The sequence below is a fragment of the Thiocapsa sp. genome (assembly GCF_022340925.1).
Lineage (GTDB): Bacteria > Pseudomonadota > Gammaproteobacteria > Chromatiales > Chromatiaceae > Thiocapsa.
On sequence record NZ_JAJDNA010000020.1, the window covers coordinates 1 to 19,061 of the forward strand.

At 66.5% G+C, this 19,061-nt stretch carries 21 protein-coding genes; 10 read left to right on the plus strand and 11 right to left on the minus strand.

Annotated elements, in window-relative coordinates; all coding sequences use genetic code 11:
* The coding region (locus LJE61_RS02935) for an MBL fold metallo-hydrolase (RefSeq protein ID WP_296917384.1) at positions 1-998 on the minus strand (998 nt) is incomplete at its 3' end.
* A 416-nt stretch (positions 999-1,414) separates the two neighbouring features.
* On the opposite strand from LJE61_RS02935, the gene LJE61_RS02940 reads away from it, so the two are divergent.
* From LJE61_RS02940 to LJE61_RS02965, 6 genes are all read left to right on the plus strand, one after another.
* Positions 1,415-1,672 carry a hypothetical protein gene (locus LJE61_RS02940; protein WP_296917369.1) on the plus strand — a complete coding sequence of 86 codons (258 nt, stop codon included), beginning with the start codon at positions 1,415-1,417 and terminating at the stop codon, positions 1,670-1,672.
* A gap of 1,003 nt (positions 1,673-2,675) precedes the next feature.
* Positions 2,676-2,891, plus strand: coding sequence for a BrnT family toxin (locus LJE61_RS02945; RefSeq protein ID WP_296917386.1), 216 nt, complete (start codon positions 2,676-2,678; stop codon positions 2,889-2,891).
* A 147-nt stretch (positions 2,892-3,038) separates the two neighbouring features.
* A complete protein-coding gene (locus LJE61_RS02950; protein ID WP_296914030.1) occupies positions 3,039-3,269 on the plus strand; it encodes a CopG family antitoxin in 231 nt (76 codons plus the stop codon).
* Between the two features lie 251 nt (positions 3,270-3,520).
* Positions 3,521-3,955, plus strand: coding sequence for a guanyl-specific ribonuclease (locus tag LJE61_RS02955; RefSeq protein ID WP_296914033.1), 435 nt, complete (start codon positions 3,521-3,523; stop codon positions 3,953-3,955).
* A complete protein-coding gene (locus LJE61_RS02960) occupies positions 3,955-4,365 on the plus strand; it encodes a barstar family protein (protein WP_296914036.1) in 411 nt (136 codons plus the stop codon). The genes LJE61_RS02955 and LJE61_RS02960 overlap by 1 nt, the downstream gene beginning before the upstream one ends.
* A gap of 65 nt (positions 4,366-4,430) precedes the next feature.
* Positions 4,431-5,318, plus strand: coding sequence for a transposase (locus LJE61_RS02965; protein ID WP_296914039.1), 888 nt, complete (start codon positions 4,431-4,433; stop codon positions 5,316-5,318).
* A 22-nt stretch (positions 5,319-5,340) separates the two neighbouring features.
* On the opposite strand, the gene LJE61_RS02970 is transcribed toward LJE61_RS02965, so the two are convergent.
* The 4 genes from LJE61_RS02970 to xthA are packed head-to-tail and all read right to left on the minus strand — an operon-like array spanning position 5,341 to position 8,087.
* Complete coding sequence (locus LJE61_RS02970) at positions 5,341-5,898, minus strand: hypothetical protein (RefSeq protein WP_296914042.1); 558 nt, start codon at positions 5,896-5,898, stop codon at positions 5,341-5,343.
* A 53-nt stretch (positions 5,899-5,951) separates the two neighbouring features.
* Positions 5,952-6,800, minus strand: coding sequence for a glutamate racemase (gene murI, locus LJE61_RS02975; RefSeq protein WP_296917370.1), 849 nt, complete (start codon positions 6,798-6,800; stop codon positions 5,952-5,954).
* A 50-nt stretch (positions 6,801-6,850) separates the two neighbouring features.
* Positions 6,851-7,210 carry a hypothetical protein gene (locus tag LJE61_RS02980; RefSeq protein WP_296917372.1) on the minus strand — a complete coding sequence of 120 codons (360 nt, stop codon included), beginning with the start codon at positions 7,208-7,210 and terminating at the stop codon, positions 6,851-6,853.
* A gap of 58 nt (positions 7,211-7,268) precedes the next feature.
* Positions 7,269-8,087: an exodeoxyribonuclease III gene (xthA, locus tag LJE61_RS02985; RefSeq protein WP_296917374.1), complete on the minus strand. Its 819-nt coding sequence runs from the start codon at positions 8,085-8,087 to the stop codon at positions 7,269-7,271.
* A 334-nt stretch (positions 8,088-8,421) separates the two neighbouring features.
* On the opposite strand from xthA, the gene LJE61_RS02990 reads away from it, so the two are divergent.
* The 4 genes from LJE61_RS02990 (at position 8,422) to LJE61_RS03005 (ending at position 14,499) form a co-directional block, all read left to right on the plus strand.
* Complete coding sequence (locus tag LJE61_RS02990) at positions 8,422-11,097, plus strand: EAL domain-containing protein (protein ID WP_296917376.1); 2,676 nt, start codon at positions 8,422-8,424, stop codon at positions 11,095-11,097.
* A gap of 31 nt (positions 11,098-11,128) precedes the next feature.
* Entirely contained in the window at positions 11,129-11,788 is a 660-nt protein-coding gene (gene murU, locus LJE61_RS02995; RefSeq protein WP_296917378.1) for an N-acetylmuramate alpha-1-phosphate uridylyltransferase MurU, read from the plus strand.
* An 86-nt stretch (positions 11,789-11,874) separates the two neighbouring features.
* Positions 11,875-13,296 carry a glutamate-cysteine ligase family protein gene (locus LJE61_RS03000; protein WP_296917380.1) on the plus strand — a complete coding sequence of 474 codons (1,422 nt, stop codon included), beginning with the start codon at positions 11,875-11,877 and terminating at the stop codon, positions 13,294-13,296.
* Positions 13,297-13,449: 153 nt separating this feature from the next.
* Positions 13,450-14,499 carry a M14 family metallopeptidase gene (locus LJE61_RS03005; RefSeq protein WP_296912655.1) on the plus strand — a complete coding sequence of 350 codons (1,050 nt, stop codon included), beginning with the start codon at positions 13,450-13,452 and terminating at the stop codon, positions 14,497-14,499.
* Positions 14,500-14,825: 326 nt separating this feature from the next.
* On the opposite strand, the gene lipA is transcribed toward LJE61_RS03005, so the two are convergent.
* The 6 genes from lipA to pufB form a co-directional block, all read right to left on the minus strand.
* Entirely contained in the window at positions 14,826-15,800 is a 975-nt protein-coding gene (gene lipA, locus LJE61_RS03010; protein ID WP_296912644.1) for a lipoyl synthase, read from the minus strand.
* A gap of 273 nt (positions 15,801-16,073) precedes the next feature.
* Positions 16,074-16,646, minus strand: a complete 573-nt coding sequence (gene idi, locus LJE61_RS03015) for an isopentenyl-diphosphate Delta-isomerase (RefSeq protein ID WP_296912641.1) — start codon at positions 16,644-16,646, stop codon at positions 16,074-16,076.
* A gap of 45 nt (positions 16,647-16,691) precedes the next feature.
* Complete coding sequence (locus tag LJE61_RS03020; protein ID WP_296912638.1) at positions 16,692-17,993, minus strand: RuBisCO large subunit C-terminal-like domain-containing protein; 1,302 nt, start codon at positions 17,991-17,993, stop codon at positions 16,692-16,694.
* 3 nt (positions 17,994-17,996) lie between these two features.
* Positions 17,997-18,425: a secondary thiamine-phosphate synthase enzyme YjbQ gene (locus tag LJE61_RS03025; RefSeq protein ID WP_296912635.1), complete on the minus strand. Its 429-nt coding sequence runs from the start codon at positions 18,423-18,425 to the stop codon at positions 17,997-17,999.
* A gap of 86 nt (positions 18,426-18,511) precedes the next feature.
* Complete coding sequence (pufA, locus tag LJE61_RS03030) at positions 18,512-18,712, minus strand: light-harvesting antenna LH1, alpha subunit (RefSeq protein WP_296912633.1); 201 nt, start codon at positions 18,710-18,712, stop codon at positions 18,512-18,514.
* Between the two features lie 88 nt (positions 18,713-18,800).
* Positions 18,801-18,944 carry a light-harvesting antenna LH1, beta subunit gene (gene pufB, locus LJE61_RS03035; protein WP_296912630.1) on the minus strand — a complete coding sequence of 48 codons (144 nt, stop codon included), beginning with the start codon at positions 18,942-18,944 and terminating at the stop codon, positions 18,801-18,803.
* Positions 18,945-19,061: the final 117 nt, after the last annotated feature.

Consider the following 19,061-nt stretch of genomic DNA (forward strand, 5'->3'; position numbering starts at 1 on the left):
AGGTACTCGACGGTCCTGCGGTGCGTGGCGTGGTCGTCGATGGTCAGGATCTGGTCGAAGGCGAGCGGGTGCCGCCCGGTCTCCAGCTTGCGTCTGGCCTCGCTGTCCCAGTGCTCGCGCAGTCGCGCGTAACCGGCGGTGAAGTCCGCGGCGAGCGGGGAGTCCAGTACGATCTCAAGGTCATGCCAAGCGCGACCCGCGGTGACCGGACGCTGCCGGTTTCGGTGGATGATCTCCTCAAGCTCATAGAGCAGCTCCTGGGTGCGGCCGACACTGAAGGCCGGGATCAGCAGTGTGCCCTGATTCGCGAGGGCATGCTCGACGATGGCTTGAAGCTGCTGCCGTCGCTCCTTGCGGCCTTCGTGCCTGCGGTCGCCATAGGTGCTTTCCAAAACCACCACATCGGCGCCGTAGGGCGACTTCGGCGCCGGGAGCAGCGGTGTGTAAGGGGCCCCGAGGTCGCCCGAAAAGACGATACGGGCGCGCTGGCGACCCTGCTTGACCTCGCACTCGACGTAGGCAGAGCCGAGGATGTGGCCGGCCGGCTGGAGACGAATGCGCAGGCTGGACGCGCCTGCGATGGCGGGGTGCCACTGCTTGTACGGCAGGGCGGTGATGCGGGCGCGGATCAGTGCCAAGACGCGATCGATCAGGCTCCGATCTCGGGTCACACCGACCTTGAGGGCGTCCTCGAGCACCAGCGGGAGAAGCTCGGCGGAGGCTTGGCTGCACAGGATGGGGCCGCGGAACCCCGCTGCCAGGAGGTAAGGGACCCGTCCCACGTGGTCGATGTGGACATGGGTGACAATCAGGGCCTGGACCGGGTCCAAGGGGAAGTCGATCTGCAACCGTTCCGAGGTCGCGCCCGACGAAGAGGTCTCGGTCCCTTGGAAGAGACCGCAATCGATCAGGACCGAGCGCCCGTCGGCGAGTGTAAGCTCATGGCACGACCCGGTGACACCGTCCACGGCACCGTGGTGCGAAATCTGATACGGCATGGTCAAGTCTTGCGTCCCCTCGTCCTTGTTGCGATTGCGTTTACGCCGAATCATACCCTTCCCGAGTCAAGTCGTTACGCCGCCTGCTTCATCGCCGCATGTCGACCTGCCAGGCGGACTCGGTTATGCGTGATTGCAAGACCTGACCCCGAAAGTGACCCCGAAAGTGACCCCGAAAGCCGGAGGCCTTGCGGATTGTCATTGAAACTGATTCGGCGCTTGTGGTGGATTGTCCGTCATTCTGCCGACCGGCGAGGCGCTGCTCGTCTGCTGGCGCCCCGGCTTTCCGCGCTTGCTCCAGAGCGCAATTGGGCCTGTGCGGACCGGTTCGGCGGGATGGCGTGCCGGAGCCGTCCTGCGCCTCGTCAGGCCGAACCGGACACAGACGCTCAACCCACATGGAAAGGGGTTAACTCATGACCAGATACACGGGATCAGTTGCCGCCCTGGCGGCCGTCATCGCCCTCCTCCCTGCCTCCTCCGCCGTCGCCAGCGGCGGCCAGAACGCCTACAACAACCCGACGGGAGATCCACCGGCGGACACCTACCAGACGCCCTATGCCAATATTGGAGAGGGCCGCATGCTGGTCTCCTGCGCCGAGGCCGAGACCCTGCTCACCATACACCTGCCCGACGGCTCGGCGGAGCTCACCTGCGTTCCCTCCACCGAGTAACCCCAGCTAGAAGCGGCAGATCGGGGTCCTGCAATCCGACATCGGACGGTGCGAGCAGGGAACGGGGTCACGGCAGCGGCCCCGCCCTCGCTCTAATCTGATCGCCCGGCCCCGGCACTATGGCGCTCACATTCCGGCGCTGGACCCGCGCGGCTGCAACGAGTGCGGCCGGTCTCGAGTTGTCGGGTCCATGGGCGCGCCGGAGCTGCGCGCGGAGCGCCTGAGACAGACGTCCCACCGCGTAAGCGGTGGGACGAGCGCAGGGTATTCGCGAGGCAATGGGATCAAGCCTTGGCATCCACATCCGCCCTGCCGTTTGAACCATCAGCCATGTCTGTGACATCGCTGACTGAACCATCGCTTGGGGAGCGGTTCCCCCGCCCCTGTCAGTCTCGTCACACCGCTCGGGCGGTGTAGCTCTGATGCTGCGCGCCGCGAACCCCGGGGGCCGCCTGGAACCCGCCCGCCCCGCCACCCTGCGGTGGGGAATGCCTCACTGGACGCGGTTTCGACGGTCAGAGGCATCCCACGTCCGGAACCGCCCGCCCGAAACCTCGCCATGTCCGCACCCCGGGGTATGGCGGCGGGGCCGGATGCGTTTTGCGTTCTAAAGCAGGTAGACGTTTGTCCTGATCGCACACGTTTCGCCGGTGCAGGCTCTGCCCATGAGACACGACCAGAGCTCCAAGAACCTGATCCTCGACCACCCGCGGCTGAACGCCAGCCCGGGGCTGGGGTCGATAATGTCCGCTCGATCCGCCAACGAGATGGAAAGAGGTGGCCTGGACCGGTGCGACTGGTCAGGACGAGCCTTGCGCAGATCTGTAAATCATGGAAATGTACGAGGCATGATCGACTGGGAGCGGGTCACCGGATTTGACTGGGATGAGGGGGACGCCCGCAAAGGCGTCGCCAAACACAGCGTGAGCCGGGGCGAAGCCGAGCAAGCCTTTTCAACGAGCCTCTCTTGTTGTTGCCCGACGATAGACGAAGACAAGGGGAAGTGCGTTTCCATGCACTGGGCGAGACAGACGACGGACAGCCCCTGCACATCACCATTACATTGCGCGCTGCCGGCACCGTCATTCGGGTGATCTCCGCCCGGCACATGCACCGTAAAGAGAGAATGATCTATAGCCAAGCCAAGCAAGATGCGGCCTGGGCTCGAGACCGAAGCCGCGGAGCACGCATTTTGGGAGGTGATTACCGTCGAACCTAAGCCGGCGCCAAAAGGCTGCCATCCATGGACATGGGTTTCGGCACTCCCCGCCGGAATGACGGCGTGCTAGACCAAACCGCCTCGTCGCCCCAGTTGGGACTGCCGGGGCCCAGTGCCAGGGAGGGCACACCGGGGACCAGCTGAGCCATGGCGCTAATCATCTTTTGGGAAGGCCATGACTCCAGTGACCACCTCGACTGGACCCGAGCAGAGTTGGCTCGCTCTGCGAGCCTGAAACCATCGACCAGTTCGATCCCGTTAGGCCCACCCGTCTCACCAATGGACCGCATTAAAATCGAGGCCAATGCGCGGGATATGCCCTATCAGTCGCTGATCAAGCCATGGCTCGCAGAGGATGTCGCGCGGCAGCAACGCTGATTCTTCTGAAGAAGGACCAGGTGCCGGCTCGTCTCGGAGGGTCTTCTTGCTGGTCCTGTAATCCAGCATTTACCCTTTTGTGGCGTTCGCATACTCACACCCCGTGCCGGTAGGGCATCGGCGCGGTCGTGAACTAGGCGCAGAGCGCCTGACCGCCGCGTGCCACCGCGGGAGCGGTGGCACGCGTCAAAGGGTGACCCCCATGGGGTGTGGTGGCGCATGGCGGCGACGAGCGGTTAATCGAGGCAGGCATGTTCACAAGAATCGTAATTGCCGGGTTGCTCGTCTGCGCTGTTGTATTCGGCTATCCCTATCTCGCCGGGATGCTCGCCGGCGCGAAGGACTTGGCGCGTACCGACACGCCGGGGCATCGCCAGCCGGGGCTGGTGGTTCGAGATGTGCGGGTCTACGACCTGGACGGGCGGCTCGCCTATCGCGGTGAAATCGATCTTCGCCCCGAGATCGCGCGCATCGAGCGCGGTGAATCTCACCCGCATGCCAACGACGGGGCGGTGTTCCAGAACCGCGAGAGGCGACTTCCATCACGGGAACCGGGCTACTACCGGGAATACGTCGTGCGTACACCGAATATGCGCCACGCGGGGCCCCAGCGATTGGTGATGGGAGCGGGCGGCGAGATCTATTACACCGCCGATCATTATCGCACCTTCAGGAGGATACGCTGATGGCTCTGTTCGCGCTGATCGAACGCATCCTCACGGCACGGTCGCCAGTCCTGGAGCTGAACACTGAGCGGCCGGCCTCGCAGATCGCGGCTGCGTTGGAGTTGGAAGGCTATCGCGCGGTCGTCGTCGACCGGGCGCCGGTGTTCGACAAAGAAACCCTGCTCCACGCGCTTTATCAAGGCTGCGGTTTTCCAGCCTATTTCGGCTTCAACTGGGATGCCTTGGCGGACACCCTGAAGGATACCGAGGGGCACGACGCCCGTCCGCTGATCCTCCTTTTTCGGGACTTCGATTTGCTGCGCAAGCGGGCACCGGAGGTGGCCGAGCTGTTCCTGGACATTGTCCGGGAGGTGGGCGACACCCCAGCCGCAGCCGGGACGCTCAAACGACTGGTCTTACTCCAGCGCTAACAAAGACAGGGGAAGACACGGGGTCAGGTCTTGCAATCCAGCATTCTTGGTCTAGCCTTCGATCCATGGCCAGACCCCTGCGCATCGAGCTCGCCGGCGCGCTTTATCACGTCACCTCACGCGGGGATCATCGCGAAGCGATTTACCGCGACGACCAGGACCGTCTGGCTTGGCTGGAGCTGTTGGGCGCGACCTGTCGCCGATTCAATTGGCGCTGTCACGCCTACTGCGAGATGAACAATCACTATCATTTCGTCGTTGAGACTGCGGAGGCGAACCTGTCCAAGGGGATGCGCCAGCTCAACGGGCTCTACACCCAGCAGATCAACCGTCGCCACGGGCTGGCAGGACATCTCTTCCAAGGGCGTTTCAAGGCGATTCTCGTCGAGCGCGATGCCTATCTCATGGAGCTGGCGCGCTACGTGGTCCTGAATCCAGTGCGAGCGGGCATGGTGAGCGAAGCTGTCCAATGGCCCTGGAGCAGCTACCGAGCCATGCTTGGAATGGTGGCGCCCGCGCCGTGGCTGGAGACCGATTGGCTTCTCGCTCAGTTCGGCCCCGACCGCGAACACGCGCGTATGCGCTACGCAGCCTTCGTCGGCGATGGGCTAGGACAACCGCCGGTATGGAACGGACTCCGTTACCAGGTGTTCCTGGGCAGTGATGCATTTGTCGAGCGCCTCACCGGGGCGGCGAAGCCGCTGGGGCAGCTGCGCGAGATCCCGCGCGCGCAGCGGCGCCCGTTGGCCGGGGCGCTCGGGGACTTCCAGGCGACCTATCCGACGCGCCGCGAAGCCATGGCCCGGGCCTTTCTCACGGGCGTCTACACCATGCAGGCGATCGCCGATCACTTCGGGGTCCATTACGCGACCGTGAGCCGGGCGGTGCGATGGCTGGAGGGACGCGGAGACCAGATGCTCGGCAGTGCTTTCGGTACCGACGAAGATGTTTGATTGCAAGACCTGACCCCGATTGCTAGAGGCCGCTTTCGATCTGGGCGGCGCGGGCGGCGTTGAGCTCGGTGGCGATGTAGGCGAGTGCGAGGCCCATCTCGCGGGTCCAGGAGAGCTCGATGTGCCAGCTCGGGGACGGGGTCCAGACGTGGAGCGCGCGGCCTTCGCCGCGGCGAATGGACGCGAGGCGCCGCGCGGGCGTCGTCGCATACTCCGGAAAGCGGCTCTGGTCCTCGCCGAGACCGTATTTCTCGCGCAAGGCGGCATAGGTCTCTTCGTAGCGCAGCTGGGTCGACACGCTGAAGGCGCGCACGACCTTGTAGATGCGGCTCGAGAAGGCGAGCACGTAGGAGCGGTCCGCGCCTTCGGGGAAGACCAGGGCCAGGCTGGCCCCCTGGTCCTGGCGGACCATGGGGGGCGGAACGGCCTGCAGGAGCGGGCCGATGTCGCCACCCAGGCAGTAGCGTCCGAAGACCAGCTTCAGGCAGGGCTCGGCAGCGGAGGCGCTCGAGACAACCCCGTGCGACCCGATCAGGACGAGGATCAGGGTCACGGCGACTCGGTTGCTCAGTCTCCTCATCGTGCCTCCAAGGTCGATCCGAAATGCGTTGCAGCGCCAGGGCTGCGAGTCGGCTAGGCGCCTTCCAAGACCCAGACGCCCGCCGCGCGGGCCTGCGCGGTCGCTCCATCGTCGGCCAGGGCATGGACCTCCAGGTCCGCTCCCCAGAGCCTCGACATGACCACGCGGACCTTCGCCGGAGGGCCACTGGTCCAAAATCGCACCCGCCCTGCCTGACGCGGCGATGCCAAAAGGCCGGCCTCGGCGAGGCGGCGGCGGACCTGCCGCGCGACCGCCGCCCCCGAGTCGAGGACGGCGACACCTGGCCCGGCCATGGAGCGGATCACCGGGGCCAGATGCGGATAGTGGGTGCAGCCCAGCACGAGGGTATCGGTGCCTCTCACCAGCAGCGGCTCGACATAGCTTGCCAGTAGCGCCCGCGTCGGCTCGGAGTCGAGCTCACCCGCCTCGACCCGCTCGACGAGACCCGGACAGGCCTGCAGCAGAATCTCGGCCCCCTCCCCCATGCGGGCGAGCAGCCGCGCGAAGTTGTGGCTCGCCAGGGTCTGGCGGGTGGCGAGCACGCCGACGACCCCGGAGCGGGTCTGCTCGATCGCCGGCTTGACGGCCGGCTCCATGGCGATCACGGGAACCGGGTAACGGGTGCGCAGCACCCGGGCGGCCGCCCCGGTGGCCGTATTGCAGGCGACCACGACGGCCTTGGCGCCCCGTGCGAGCAGGAGCTCGGTGATGGCCACCGCCCGGGCCTCGATGGCCGTCATCGACTGATCCCCATAGGGGGCATGGCCCGAGTCCGCCACATAGAGCAGGTCTTCATGAGGCAGCTCGCGGTGGATCTCCCGCAGCACGGAGAGTCCGCCCACGCCGGAGTCGAACACGCCGATCGGCTGATTCGCGGTCATGGCACACCTGATCCTGGTGAGGTTTCGGCAAGCTCCATGGGGACGGCGGCTCAGGCCGCGATCCGCCGAACGATGTCGGAGACCCGGTCAGGCAGCTTGGGCACACTGTCGACCAGTCTATAGCCGGAGAAACCGAGGATGGCATAGCGGTCGCCGAGCCGCTCGAGCGCCTCGCACAGCAGCACCAGCGACGCGCGCTGGACGTCGTTGATCCATCCCTTGGTCCAGCCGCCGATGTCCAACGTGAACAGGACCGCGAGATCGCGCTCCAGCTTGCGGCGGCGCTGGAACAGCCGGCCGGCCTGGCCATCGCGTTCCGCCAGCTCGTCCGGGGCACGCCGGACGGTGCGCACCCGGGCGAGAGACTCCTCCCGGCCAAGCTCGATGCCGATGCAGCGGTCGTCGCTCATAGGTCTCCAGGGTCCTGCGCGGCCGGCTGGCCATGGCGGCGCACCCGTGCGGTCGCGCTCAGAGATCGAACCTCGCCCACACCGGACAATGGTCGGAGGGTCGGTCCATACCACGAATCGCGTAGTCGATGTCGGCGTCCAGCAGCCGCTCGCGCAGGGGCGCCGTCACCAGGACGTGGTCGATACGCAGCCCATGCTTGGGGTCGCGCTCGAAGCCGCGCGAGCGATAGTCGAACCAGCTGAAACGATCCTCGATCTCCGGGTGGATGACCCGATAGGCATCGAACAACCCCCAGTCGGTCAGTGTCTTGAGCCATTCACGCTCCTCCGGGAGGAAGCTGCACTTCCCGGTCCGGAGCCACCGCTTGGCGTTGTCCGGCCCGATGCCGATGTCCCGATCCAGGGGCGCGACGTTCATGTCGCCGAGGACGACGAGATGCTCGTCCGGCGAGAAGGACGCGCGCAGGTAAGCCGCGAGGTCCGCATAGAACCTGCGCTTGTCCGGGAACTTGGTCGGATGGTCGCGGCTCTCGCCCTGGGGGAAGTAGCCGTTGATCACCACCAGCTCGCCGCCTCCAGGCAGCGGGTAGCGTCCGGTGATGGCGCGCCGCTGGGCATCCGCGGCGTCGCCGGGCAGGCCTTTGGTGACCACGAGCGGCTCGACCTTGCTGAGCAAGGCGACCCCGTAGTGCGACTTCTGTCCGTGAAAGTGGGTGGCGTACCCCAGCCCTCGAACCAGGTCCAGGGGAAAGGCGTCATCGGCGACCTTGCACTCCTGAAGACCCAGGACATCCGGGTCATGGGCTGCCTTGATCGCCTCCAGTTGGTGATGGCGGGCGCGAATGCCGTTGATATTGAAAGAGACGATCTTGAGCACCTCAGGATCGCTCCAGGCGGGGTCGACGGATCAGGATGGACGCGACAAGGCTCGAGCTCGGGATGGGGTCGGGCATAGGGATCGCTGATCTCGCAAGGTTGGCCCGGAAAGGCTAACACGCCGGCCTCGGGCATCCAACCGGGCCTCCGGCGAAACGCCGGGCCGCGGGGAGTCCGGCGGGCATCGGGGAGTCCGGCGGGCATCGGGGACGAATCGATGGTGATCGACCCCCGAGGACTGTCAAAAATGCATTACACACAATGCCTAAAGTTGTTGTAATGTTGACAACGCTGGCGTTTGCGAGCGTGGAGCTGGTAACTCATGGACGAGCACCGTGACTGAATCCGATCCTGAGTCATGTCCGACCGGGCCTGATCACCCGTGCGAGCAAACTGCGGCGGCAAACGCGCCCGCAAGTCTGGGCGATGTCAATCATCAGGCCCTGCTCGAGGCGGTGGCCAAGCATTGCATCCTCTACAGGCGTTCCGCCGACGGCCATCTCCTATGGCTCAGCCGCTCGGCCGAGCGCATCCTCGGTTTCCCGCCCGACGGGGTCAGCGGAGGGCTCGAGGCGCTCCTCACCGACAACCGCGTCAATCAGGGACTGCACGAGGCGACACGCGTCGCCCTTGCCGGCGGAACGCCGGATTCCTATGAGATCGAGGTCTTGGCGCGGACCGGCGACGTCAAGCGGCTCAGGGTCGTAGAAGGTCCGATTGTCGACGACCGAGGCAAGGTGACCGAGTTCCAAGGGGTCGCGCAGGACGTCACCGACTACCATCTCTCCAAGGTCCTGCTGGACGGACGCAATCAGGTCCTGCGCGTGCTTGCGAGCGGCGGCTCCGAGTCATCCGTCCTCGCTGCCATCTGCCAGATGGCGGAATCCTCGGACCCGGCAGTCTCGGCCTCGATCCTGATCGTCGACGCCGAGCGTCGATGTCTGACGTTGGGCTCGGCGCCCCGCCTTCCCGAGGACTATAATCGGGCGATCGACGGCATCGCCATCGGCGAGGGGGTCTGCTCCTTCGGGACCGCCGCCCATCGCGGCCAACGCGTCGTGGTCGCAGATGTCATGACCCACCCCTATTGGGTCGCGTTTCGCGACCTCATCTCGAAGACCGGGATGAGGGCCTGTTGGTCACAGCCGATCGTCGGCCATCGCGGCAGGGTCATCGGGGTCTTTGCGATGTACTATCCGACCCCGCGCGAGCCGACCGACGAGGCGATCCGAACCATCGAGTCCGCCGCCGATCTGGCGTCCCTCGTGCTGGAGCACCTGCGCACAAGGACGGCGCTCGAGGAGGTCGAGGAGCGCGAGCGGCTGCTGCTCGAATCGAGCACCGACGGCATCCTCGGCCTCGCCCCAGACGGACGCACGACGTTCGTCAACCCGGCCGCGGCGGCCATGCTCGGCTTCGAGATCGCGGACCTGACCGGAGTCAACCCGCACCAGCTGATCCATAGGTCCGCGACCGAACCGTGCGAGGGACATCCTGCCGGGGCCTGCCAGATGCTGGCGCCGGTCTTCGACGGGCGGGTCAGGCACGTGGTCGACGAGGTCCTGTTTCGTCGCGATGGAAGCCATTTCCCGGTCGAGTACTGGAGCAACCCCATCTACAAGGGCGGAAAGATCGTCGGCGCGGTCGTCACCTTCCGCGATCTGACCGAGATCCGGGCCAACGAGCAGAAGATCCAACATGTCGCCTTCTACGACAGCCTGACCGATCTGCCGAATCGGGTGATGTTCTACGAGCGGGTCGCCCAGGAGATCGCGCGCACCAAGCGCTATCATGTCCCGTTCAGCATCCATCAACTGGACCTCGATCACTTCAAGGACGTCAACGAGACGCTCGGGCACGCGGCCGGCGATGAGCTGCTGACCCATGTCGCGACGCGGTTGCGCGCGCACGTGCGCGAGGAGGACCTGGTCGCCCGCATGGGCGGGGACGAGTTTGCGGTCCTCCAGGTCGGCGGTCGCGACAGCGCTGCGGCCACGCAGCTCGCCAGACGGGTCATCGCAGACCTCAAGCTTCCGTTTCAGATCGGCGAGCACTGGATCTATATCGGCACCAGCATCGGGATCGTCGTGGCCCGGGGGAGGGAGCTCGATGCCGGAACCCTGCTGGCGCAGGCCGATGTCGCGCTCTATCGCGCCAAGGCGCAGGGGCGGGGGCGCTTCGTGGTGTACGAGGCGCAGATGAGCCAGGAATTGCGGATGGAGATCGACGTGCTGAACGCCTTCCCCCAGGCAGTGCGGGACAAGGCGCTCAAGATCGTCTATCAGCCCCAGATCGACCTCAAGACCGGTTGCCTCTGCGGGGTTGAGGCGCTGGTGCGCTGGGACCATCCGGTGCTGGGCGAGCTCAGCCCGGCGGTCTTCGTGCCGGTGCTCGAGCGGCGCGGGAGCGTCGGGATGCTCGACCGCTACGTCCTGGCGGAGGCATCCCGGCAGTGCCGTCAGTGGCTGGAGATGGGCTTTGATTTCGGCCGGGTCTCGGTGAACATCTCCGCTCAGGAGGTCCGCGACGTGTCCGGTCTCGAGGCCTTGGTGGATCTGATTCGCGTCGCGGGGGCCCCGCTGAGCGCGATGAAGCTCGAATTCACCGAGCGGCTGCTGATTCAGCTCGACGCGGCGATCGCGGACTGTGTCGAGCGGCTGGCGGCGGAGGACCTGAAGTTCGCGATCGACGACTTCGGCACCGGGTATTCCTCCATGACCTACCTGCGGCGTCTGCGCGTGAAAGGCCAAGACCTCAAGATCGACAAGAGCTTCATCGCCGATATGCTCTCGGACGAGAGCGATGCCGAGATCGTCAAGGCGACGATCGCGCTGGGCCGCTCGCTCGGGATGAACCTGGTCGCCGAGGGCGTCGAGACGCATGGGCAGCGCCGATTCCTGATCGAGCACGGCTGCCACGGGGCGCAGGGCTACCTGTTCGCGCACCCCCTGAGCCCGAGCGACCTGGTCGATCGGTTCGGCGACGAGGCCGCTCGCGGGACGCCCTCGTGAGCTCGCCGGGATCAGCCGGCCCGGCTGTCCCATGAAGGCCATGATCCTTGCCGCGGGCCGCGGCAATCGGATGCGGCCGCTCACCGACCGGATCCCCAAACCCTTGCTGGAGGCCGGTGGGAAGCCGCTGATCCAATACCACATCGAACGTCTCGCCGCGGCCGGCATCCGTGACCTGGTGATCAATCACGCCCATCTCGGCGAGCAGATCGAGGCCGCGCTGGGAGACGGCAGGACCCTCGGCGTGCGCATCCGCTATTCGCCCGAACGACCGGCCCTGGAAACCGGCGGCGGGATCTTCCGGGCCCTGCCTCTCCTCGGCCCGGACCCCTTCCTGGTGATCAACGGCGATGTCTGGACGGACCTGGATCCGTCCGGTCTCCGTCTGGCCGAGTCCGACCTTGCGCACCTGGTCCTGGTCGGCAACCCGGGGCATCACCCGGGCGGCGACTTCGCCCTGGTCGAGGGCCGGGTCGCCCTCGAAGGCGACACCCGTCTGACCTACAGCGGCATCGGTGTCTACAGCCCCAAGCTCTTCGCGGACTGTGCCCCGGGCGTCTTTCCCCTGGCGCCCCTGCTCCGCCGGGCGATCCTGGAGCGCCGCGTGAGCGGGGTGAGATACCCGGGCCAGTGGCTGGATATCGGCACACCGGAGCGGCTGGCGGAGCTGGATCGGCTCTTGTCAGGCTGATGGGTCACCCGTCGACCTCGAAGCCCTGTCGACCTTCCCCAGACCGTCCATAATGGCAGTGATCTGAACCGTGCCGGGGACGAGGAATGGGGCAAGAGATCGCCGGGTCACACTTCACCGAGGGGGACTTCGCCGAGTTCCGCTCCCGGCTGCGTGAGGAGACGGCGCGCTTGGCGGACTGGCTCGATGCCGGGATGGTGGACGCCGCCGAGCCGACCGCCGGATTCGAGCTGGAGGCCTGGCTGATCGGCCTGGACATGGAGCCTGCGCCCAAGGTGGAGACCCTGCTGAACGGACTCGACGACCCCCTGGTCGTGCCCGAGCTCGCCACCTTCAACGTCGAGATCAACGGCTCGCCGGTCTCGCTGGAGGGCGACTGTCTGTCCAGGCTCGGCGCTGAGCTGAGCGCCACGGTCGAGCGCTGCAACCGTTTCGCGCGCCGTCTCGGGACCCGCCTGCTGACCATCGGCATCCTCCCGACCGTGCGCCCCGAGCACCTGAGCCTGTCCTCGATGACCCCGCGCGAGCGCTACCGCGCGCTCAATGACCAGATCTTCGCACTGCGCCACGGCCGCCCCCTCAAGCTGATCATCGAGGGCCGCGACCGCCTCGAGCTGGAGTGGCACGATGTGATGCTGGAGGCAGCGGCGACCTCCTTTCAGATCCACCTCAGGGTGACCCCGGCCACCGCAGCGCGCGTCTACAACGCATCCAAGATCCTCAGTGGCCCGATGGTCGCCATCTGCGCCAATTCGCCCTACCTCTTCGGTCGCGATCTCTGGGACGAGACACGCGTTCCCCTGTTCGAGCAAGCCGTCTCGGTGGGCGGCCCCATCTTGCAGGAGCGGGTCAACTTCGGCTTCCGCTACGCCGAGCACTCCATCCTGGAGACCTTCCGAGCGAACCTGGACCGCTACCCGGTGCTGCTCCCGCACCTCATGACGGAGGAGGCCGGGCGACTGCCCCACCTGCGCCTCCACAATGGTACCATCTGGCGCTGGAATCGCCCGTTGATCGGCTTCGATGCGGCCGATCGTCCCCATCTGCGGATCGAGCATCGGGTGGTGCCGGCCGGCCCCACGGTGGCGGACATGATCGCTGCCGCGGCCTTGTATCTCGGTGCCGTGACGGATCTGGCCGGTCAGGCCGAGCCGCCCGAATCGCGATTGCCGTTCCTGCTGGCGCGCGCGGCGTTCTACACCTGTGCTCGCGAGGGGGTCGACGCCGAGATCCAATGGCTCGACGGCGGCATCCATCCCGTGACGCGCATCCTGGAGGAGGACCTGCTGCCGCGAGCGAGACGGGGACTGAGCGCGCTGGGCGTCGATGGGGGAGAGATCGACCAGTGGATCGGCATCATCGCACGTCGCCTCAGAGCAGGGCAGACGGGCGCGCGCTGGCAACGCGCCTGGGTCGGCCGCCACGGGCCCGACATGGCCGGCCTGACCGCCGCCTACCTCAGTCACCAGCAGACGGGCCGACCCGTGCACGAATGGGACCTGGCATGACGGTCGGGGACGACCCTGGCCCCGGCAGGGCCATCCGCGTGCCGATGTCGGGCCGGGAGACGGCCGACCATGACCCGGTGCACGCTGCCGCGCCGCACCGACACGCTGACATCGGGGCGTGAGCCGACTCTCGACCCCCAAGAACAAGACGCCATGCTGAACGAGCTCGATCACCTGCCCGAAGGCCTCCTCGACGCCGAATGCCACCAACTGGACCGGGTGCTGGGTGCCCCCACCCTGATCCACCTGCCCGGGGCACGCGAGCCCGCGCTCTTCCTGTCGGTGTTGATGCACGGCAACGAGACCGTGGGCTGGGAGGCGATCCGCGGCCTGCTGCGCGAGCGGCTCGAGCGCTTCGGCGATCTGCGGCTCCCGCGCGCGTTGAGCCTCTTCATCGGCAATGTCAGTGCGGCCGCAAGCGGGGTTCGCCATCTGCCCGGCCAGCCGGACTACAACCGAGTCTGGCCGGGGACCCAATTGCCGCACACCCCGGAGCATGACCTGATGCAGAAGGTCGTGCGGATCATGGCCGACCGGGGCCTGTTCGCCAGCCTGGACCTGCACAACAACACCGGCCTGAACCCCCATTACGCGTGCGTCAACCGGGTCGACAACCGCTTCCTGAATCTGGCGACCCTGTTCGGGCGGATCGTGGTCTATTTCACCCGACCCGCCGGTGTGCAATCGCTCGCTATGGCGGGGCTCTGCCCCTCCGTCACCGTTGAATGCGGCAAGGTCGGCGAGCAGCAGGGGGTCGAGCACGCCCGCAGCTTCATCGAGGCCGCGCTCCATCTGTCGAGGATCTCCCACCATCCGGTCGCGCCCCACGACATCGATCTTTTTCACACGGTTGCCCAGGTCAGGGTCCGCGAGGACGTGGGCTTCGGGTTCCCGCCGGACCAGGCCGACCTCGTGCTCAATCCGACCCTGGAGCAGCTCAACTTCAGCGAGCTGCCGCGTGGGATGGCGTTCGGCCGGATTCGCGTGGGCCTGGGTATCGGCTTGGATGTACGTGACGAGCGGGGGCGGGATGTCGGGGATCGCTATTTCCAGGTCGATGACGGCGAGCTGCGGCTGCGCCAGTCGGTCATGCCGTCGATGCTGACCCGCAATCAGGTCGTGATCCGTCAGGATTGTCTCTGCTATCTGATGGAGCGCTACAGCGACCATCTGCCGACGGGGGACGAACCCGTCGACGCCTAGTCGTCCGTCAGTCGTCGATTGACGGACGACTAGGCGCCTGTCTGACTTGAGCGATCGTCGCGAGCCGAGTGGGAGAGCGAGGACAGAGTCGACCGATTGCGAGGCGCATCGTGGGTCTACGTAACGAGAAATCGGTCGGATCTGGACCGCTGTCCCGCCGGCGCAGTAGATCAGTCCCAAGTCAGACAGGCTCCTAGGTAGGGTCTGCCGGACTCAGGACGATGCGCGAGCGGTATCCCGGGAGCGGCTTCGCGGACCGCCGGCAGACGGGGCCGGCGCAGGGAATCTAAGGGTGTGGGCGCCGGCTGGCATGGGAGGCGGAGCGGTCAGTCGAGGACGTCGCGTACCTGCTGGTCGGCGTGGTAGGACGAGCGCACCATGGGCGCACTGGCGACGTTGGAGAATCCCATCGCTGCTGCGGCGACCCGGAGATCTTCGAACTCCGCCGGCGTCCAATAGCGCCGGACCGGCAGATGGTCTCGGCTCGGCTGGAGGTATTGGCCGAGGGTCAACATCTCGCATCGATGCGCGCGCAGGTCACGGAGGACATCCAACACCTCCTCGTGGGTCTCGCCGAGCCCCAGCATGAGACCCGACTTGGTCGGCACCTGGGGATGGGCGGCCTTGAAATCCGCCAGCAGGCGAAGCGAATCCCCGTAATCCGCCCCGGGGCGCGCCTGGCGGTAGAGCCGCGGGACGGTCTCGAGGTTGTGGTTGAAGACGTCGGGGACGCCTGATCCGGCGAACTTCCCGAGCGCGAGGTCCCGGCGGCCCCGAAAGTCGGGCACCAGGACCTCGAGCCTGATCGCCGGATTCCTGGCGCGGACGGCGCTCAGACAGGCCGCGAAGTGACCGGCCCCGCCGTCACGCAGATCGTCCCGGTCGACCGAGGTGATGACCACGTAGCGCAGCCCCATCGCGGCAATCGACTCGGCCAGGCGGTCGGGCTCATCTGGATCGACCGGCCGCGGGCGCCCGTGCGCGACGTCGCAGAACGGGCAGCGCCGGGTGCAGAGGTCACCCAGGATCATGAAGGTCGCCGTGCCATGCGTGAAGCACTCGCCCAGGTTCGGGCACATGGCCTCCTCGCAGACCGTCGCGAGGCCGCCTGCCCGCAGCAGACCCTTGATCCGGCTCACCCCGGCGCCGACCGGCGCCTTGGCGCGGATCCAGCTCGGCTTGCGCAGGGTCTCTGCGGTGGGCTCGATCTTGATCGGGATGCGCGCGACCTTGTCTCGACCCCGCTGATGGGTCTCCGGGGTGCTACGCGATGGTGCGTCGAGGCCGTCTTCCAGGGACATTGATGCGATCTCGGGCGTGCATGGCAGCGTTCGGGGATACCCCCGACCATTGGATGAACCCCAACCTCGGTCTGACAACGGCGCTGCTCGGACAGCGGCACCGAGCCGGTCGTGACGCCCGGCGGAGGCTCCGGACCGATCGGGCAACGGGACGAGGAAGGCCCGAGCCGTGACACGATGTTGGGGACTGGAGAAGACAATCACCACACCCCGGGTCGGCCTAAGGTCGAGTGCGAGCCACGGGATCACCGCCAGGCGCGACTGGCGCGACCGTCACTGCGGGAAGAGGCGACCCATCAGAAGCCCGAACCAAGGTGTAAACCAGGCCGGGTTCCGGCGCAGGGCGCGGCGGATCGTGGGAATCGACATCCAACGCCAGGCGCCGATCTCAGTCGGGTCCGGGCGTGGATCGCCGGCATGGACACCGTAGAAGACATGGAGATACTCGTGCTCGATCAGGCCGGAGGACAGATCCTCCGCACGATAGACGAGCTGGCTGCGTTCCGTGAGGGGCACCCTGATGCCAAACTCCTCCTTGAGCCTCCGCCCGGCCGCCTGCACGGTGGCTTCGCCTGGCCTGGGATGGCCGCAGCAGGTATTCGACCAGCGGGCCGCGAAGTGGTACTTGGCATCGGCGCGGCGCTGAATCAGAAGCTCGTCGGCGGCATTGAAGACCAGAATCGAGAAGGCCCGGTGCAGCTGGCCTTGCCGATGCGCGTCGATCTTGCCGGCAGAGCCGAGCGCACGGTCCTGGTCGTCGACGAGAATGACCTCCTCGAGGGCGTCGCGTCGCCAGGCGCGCTCCAGGTCATCAGGCGCGAGCGGCGGAACGATTCGGGCACCCAAGCTCTACCTCCAGATCAGCTCTGTTCGAAGTCTCGACCCGCCGCCTCACCCGGGCACGCCGAATGCGGCGAGCGCAGCGCTCAGCTCCTGGTGGCGACGGGCATGGTCCTCGATCGGGATGCCTGCACGGATGGCGTCCCAGGCCTGGCGAATGCTCGCCGCTCCACCGCGGGGGCCCATCGGGTGTCCGAAGACGCCCCGTCCCGGTACGAACCCGAAGTCGAGGGTCCCGAGCTTGTCGTACACCAGCTTCAGGGTTCCGGCCCAATCGCTGCCACCTGGCACAGGCAGGCTCGGAGGCAATCCGCCCATCGGCTCCAGGCAGGCCGCCACGTTGTTGCACACTTCGGTGTCGGATGTGAACATCCGCCCCCCAAAACCCGGCATGATGACGACGTCGAATCCCGCGAGTCGCTGCAGCTTGGTCCACACCAGTGAGCTGACGCCGAAACAGTCGAGCCGGCTCAAGGCCGCGATCATCGGAAAGTGGGCGACCAGCGGCACGCGGGTATGGCGACGCAGCATCCGCACGGCGCTCAGACCAACCGGCAAGGCGTTGAGCAGGAGCGCATTGGCGCCATTGGCCACCGCCATGTCATGCAGCTCGTTGAGGCGTTCCACCTCGTCGGTGATGTTGGCCAGATAGACCTTCGGGCTTCCGGTCTCATCCTCGGCACGTCGCCGCGCCGCGCCCAGCAGCGCCGAGCGGCGATCCAGGCTACACCAATCGGCGTCGCAAAGCATCTCGTCATCCTTGGCGACGTCCAACCCGCCGAGCCAACCTTGAAGCCCCAGATCCGCCATCGCCTCCGGCGGAAGTCCGATGTTCGGCTTGATCACGCCGAAGAAGATCGGCCGGTCGTAGACGCGGAGCAGATCGCGGAGACCCCCGACGCCGAATTTGGGACCGGCGAACTGGTTGATGTAGGGATCGGGGAATCGGATATCGAGCAGCTTGACCAGGGGAACGCCGGGTGAGAAGAAGGTCCCCTCACCACAGACAGCGCTGAGGAGATTCGGGATGCGCGGGCCGAAGTTGGCGTGCGGGTGGGCGACGCGGATGCGGCAGGCGTGAACCTCGCCTGACCCGGCCCCTTGCACGCCGTAGCTGAAGCCGGAACGGGTCTCCTCGACGCGCAGATCCACCACCTTGGCGCCGAACCGGACCCGCAGGTCCTCGTCCGAGCCGACCCGCCGCCACTGGGCCGTCGACTGCTCGGAGCAAAAGTGGGCCGCGGCGATCCGTGGGTCGCCCTGACACTCCATGTAGTAGTCGAGCCACAGGTATGCATCGGGGTCGAGGCTGTCGACATCGGCGTAGAAGCCCGCAACGTCTGCGGCCCTCATCGGCTAACGCTCACCCACGACCTGAAGCTGAATCCGGCGTGCCTCGCGCGGGCCGTCCAGCTCGACGAAAAAGATCGACTGCCAGCCCCCCAGGAGCAGACAGCCCTCTGCAACGGGGATGGTCTCGGAGGCATTCATGAAGAGGCCGAGCAGGTGCGAGTGCGCGTTCAGCCGACCGTCGACCGGGTCCCGATTATGCCGGTAATCGCCGTCCGGCGGCGCGAGGCGACCGAGATAGTCCAGCATGTCCTGCTGGAGCATCTGCTCGCGCTCGTTGAGGCAGACAAACGCCGTGGTGTGCGGCGAGAACAGGGTCACCTGGCCACGCGCGATCCCGCTGCGCTCGACCTCCGCCCTGACGAGCGCGGTGACGTCGATGATCTCGATCGGTGCGCGGGTCCGAAGGGCGACGGATTCGCACGCAAAGAGCATGACGGGGGATCAGACGCCGCGGTTGCGCGCGGGCGGCCGGCTGTCCGGCGGCCGGCCGCGCGCAACCGCAACACGCGCGGCCCGAGCTAGCGGACCGTCGGCAGCGGGGCCATCTGCGCAGCCGGCCCGACCGCAGCGGCCGCGCTGGCCGCCGGGGGCCCGGCGAGCCAGTTGAAGTCCGCCGTACTGAGCAAAATGAAGTGGATCAGCAGTGCCAGCACGAACAGGAAGCCGAACAAGGCGACCAGCGCTCTGCGCGGATCGAAGATCTGCCAGATTTTGTGCATGAGTTATCTCCTAAGTACGTAACGCGGGACGGTGCAGATCGCTGCCCTTCTCCCGTCGGTTTCCGTCACGAGGTCGCAGACTTGTCGGTTACAGCCAGGGACGCCACAGCCAGGCCAGGATGTGCGCGATGATGACGACCGCGAAGAACCCGGTCATGCTCTGCACGAAGATGCCGTGGAACTCCTTCGCCTCTTCTTCGGTCAGCCCGGACATGCTTTTCTCTTCAGCCATGGAATTACCCTCACGATTTCATGTTTTGGCCGTTCGGCCGTTACCGCGATATGCCTCGCGGCAGGGATCACAGTGGGGCGCCTATCTGTCGAAGGAGACCGTACAGGCGTCCCGCTC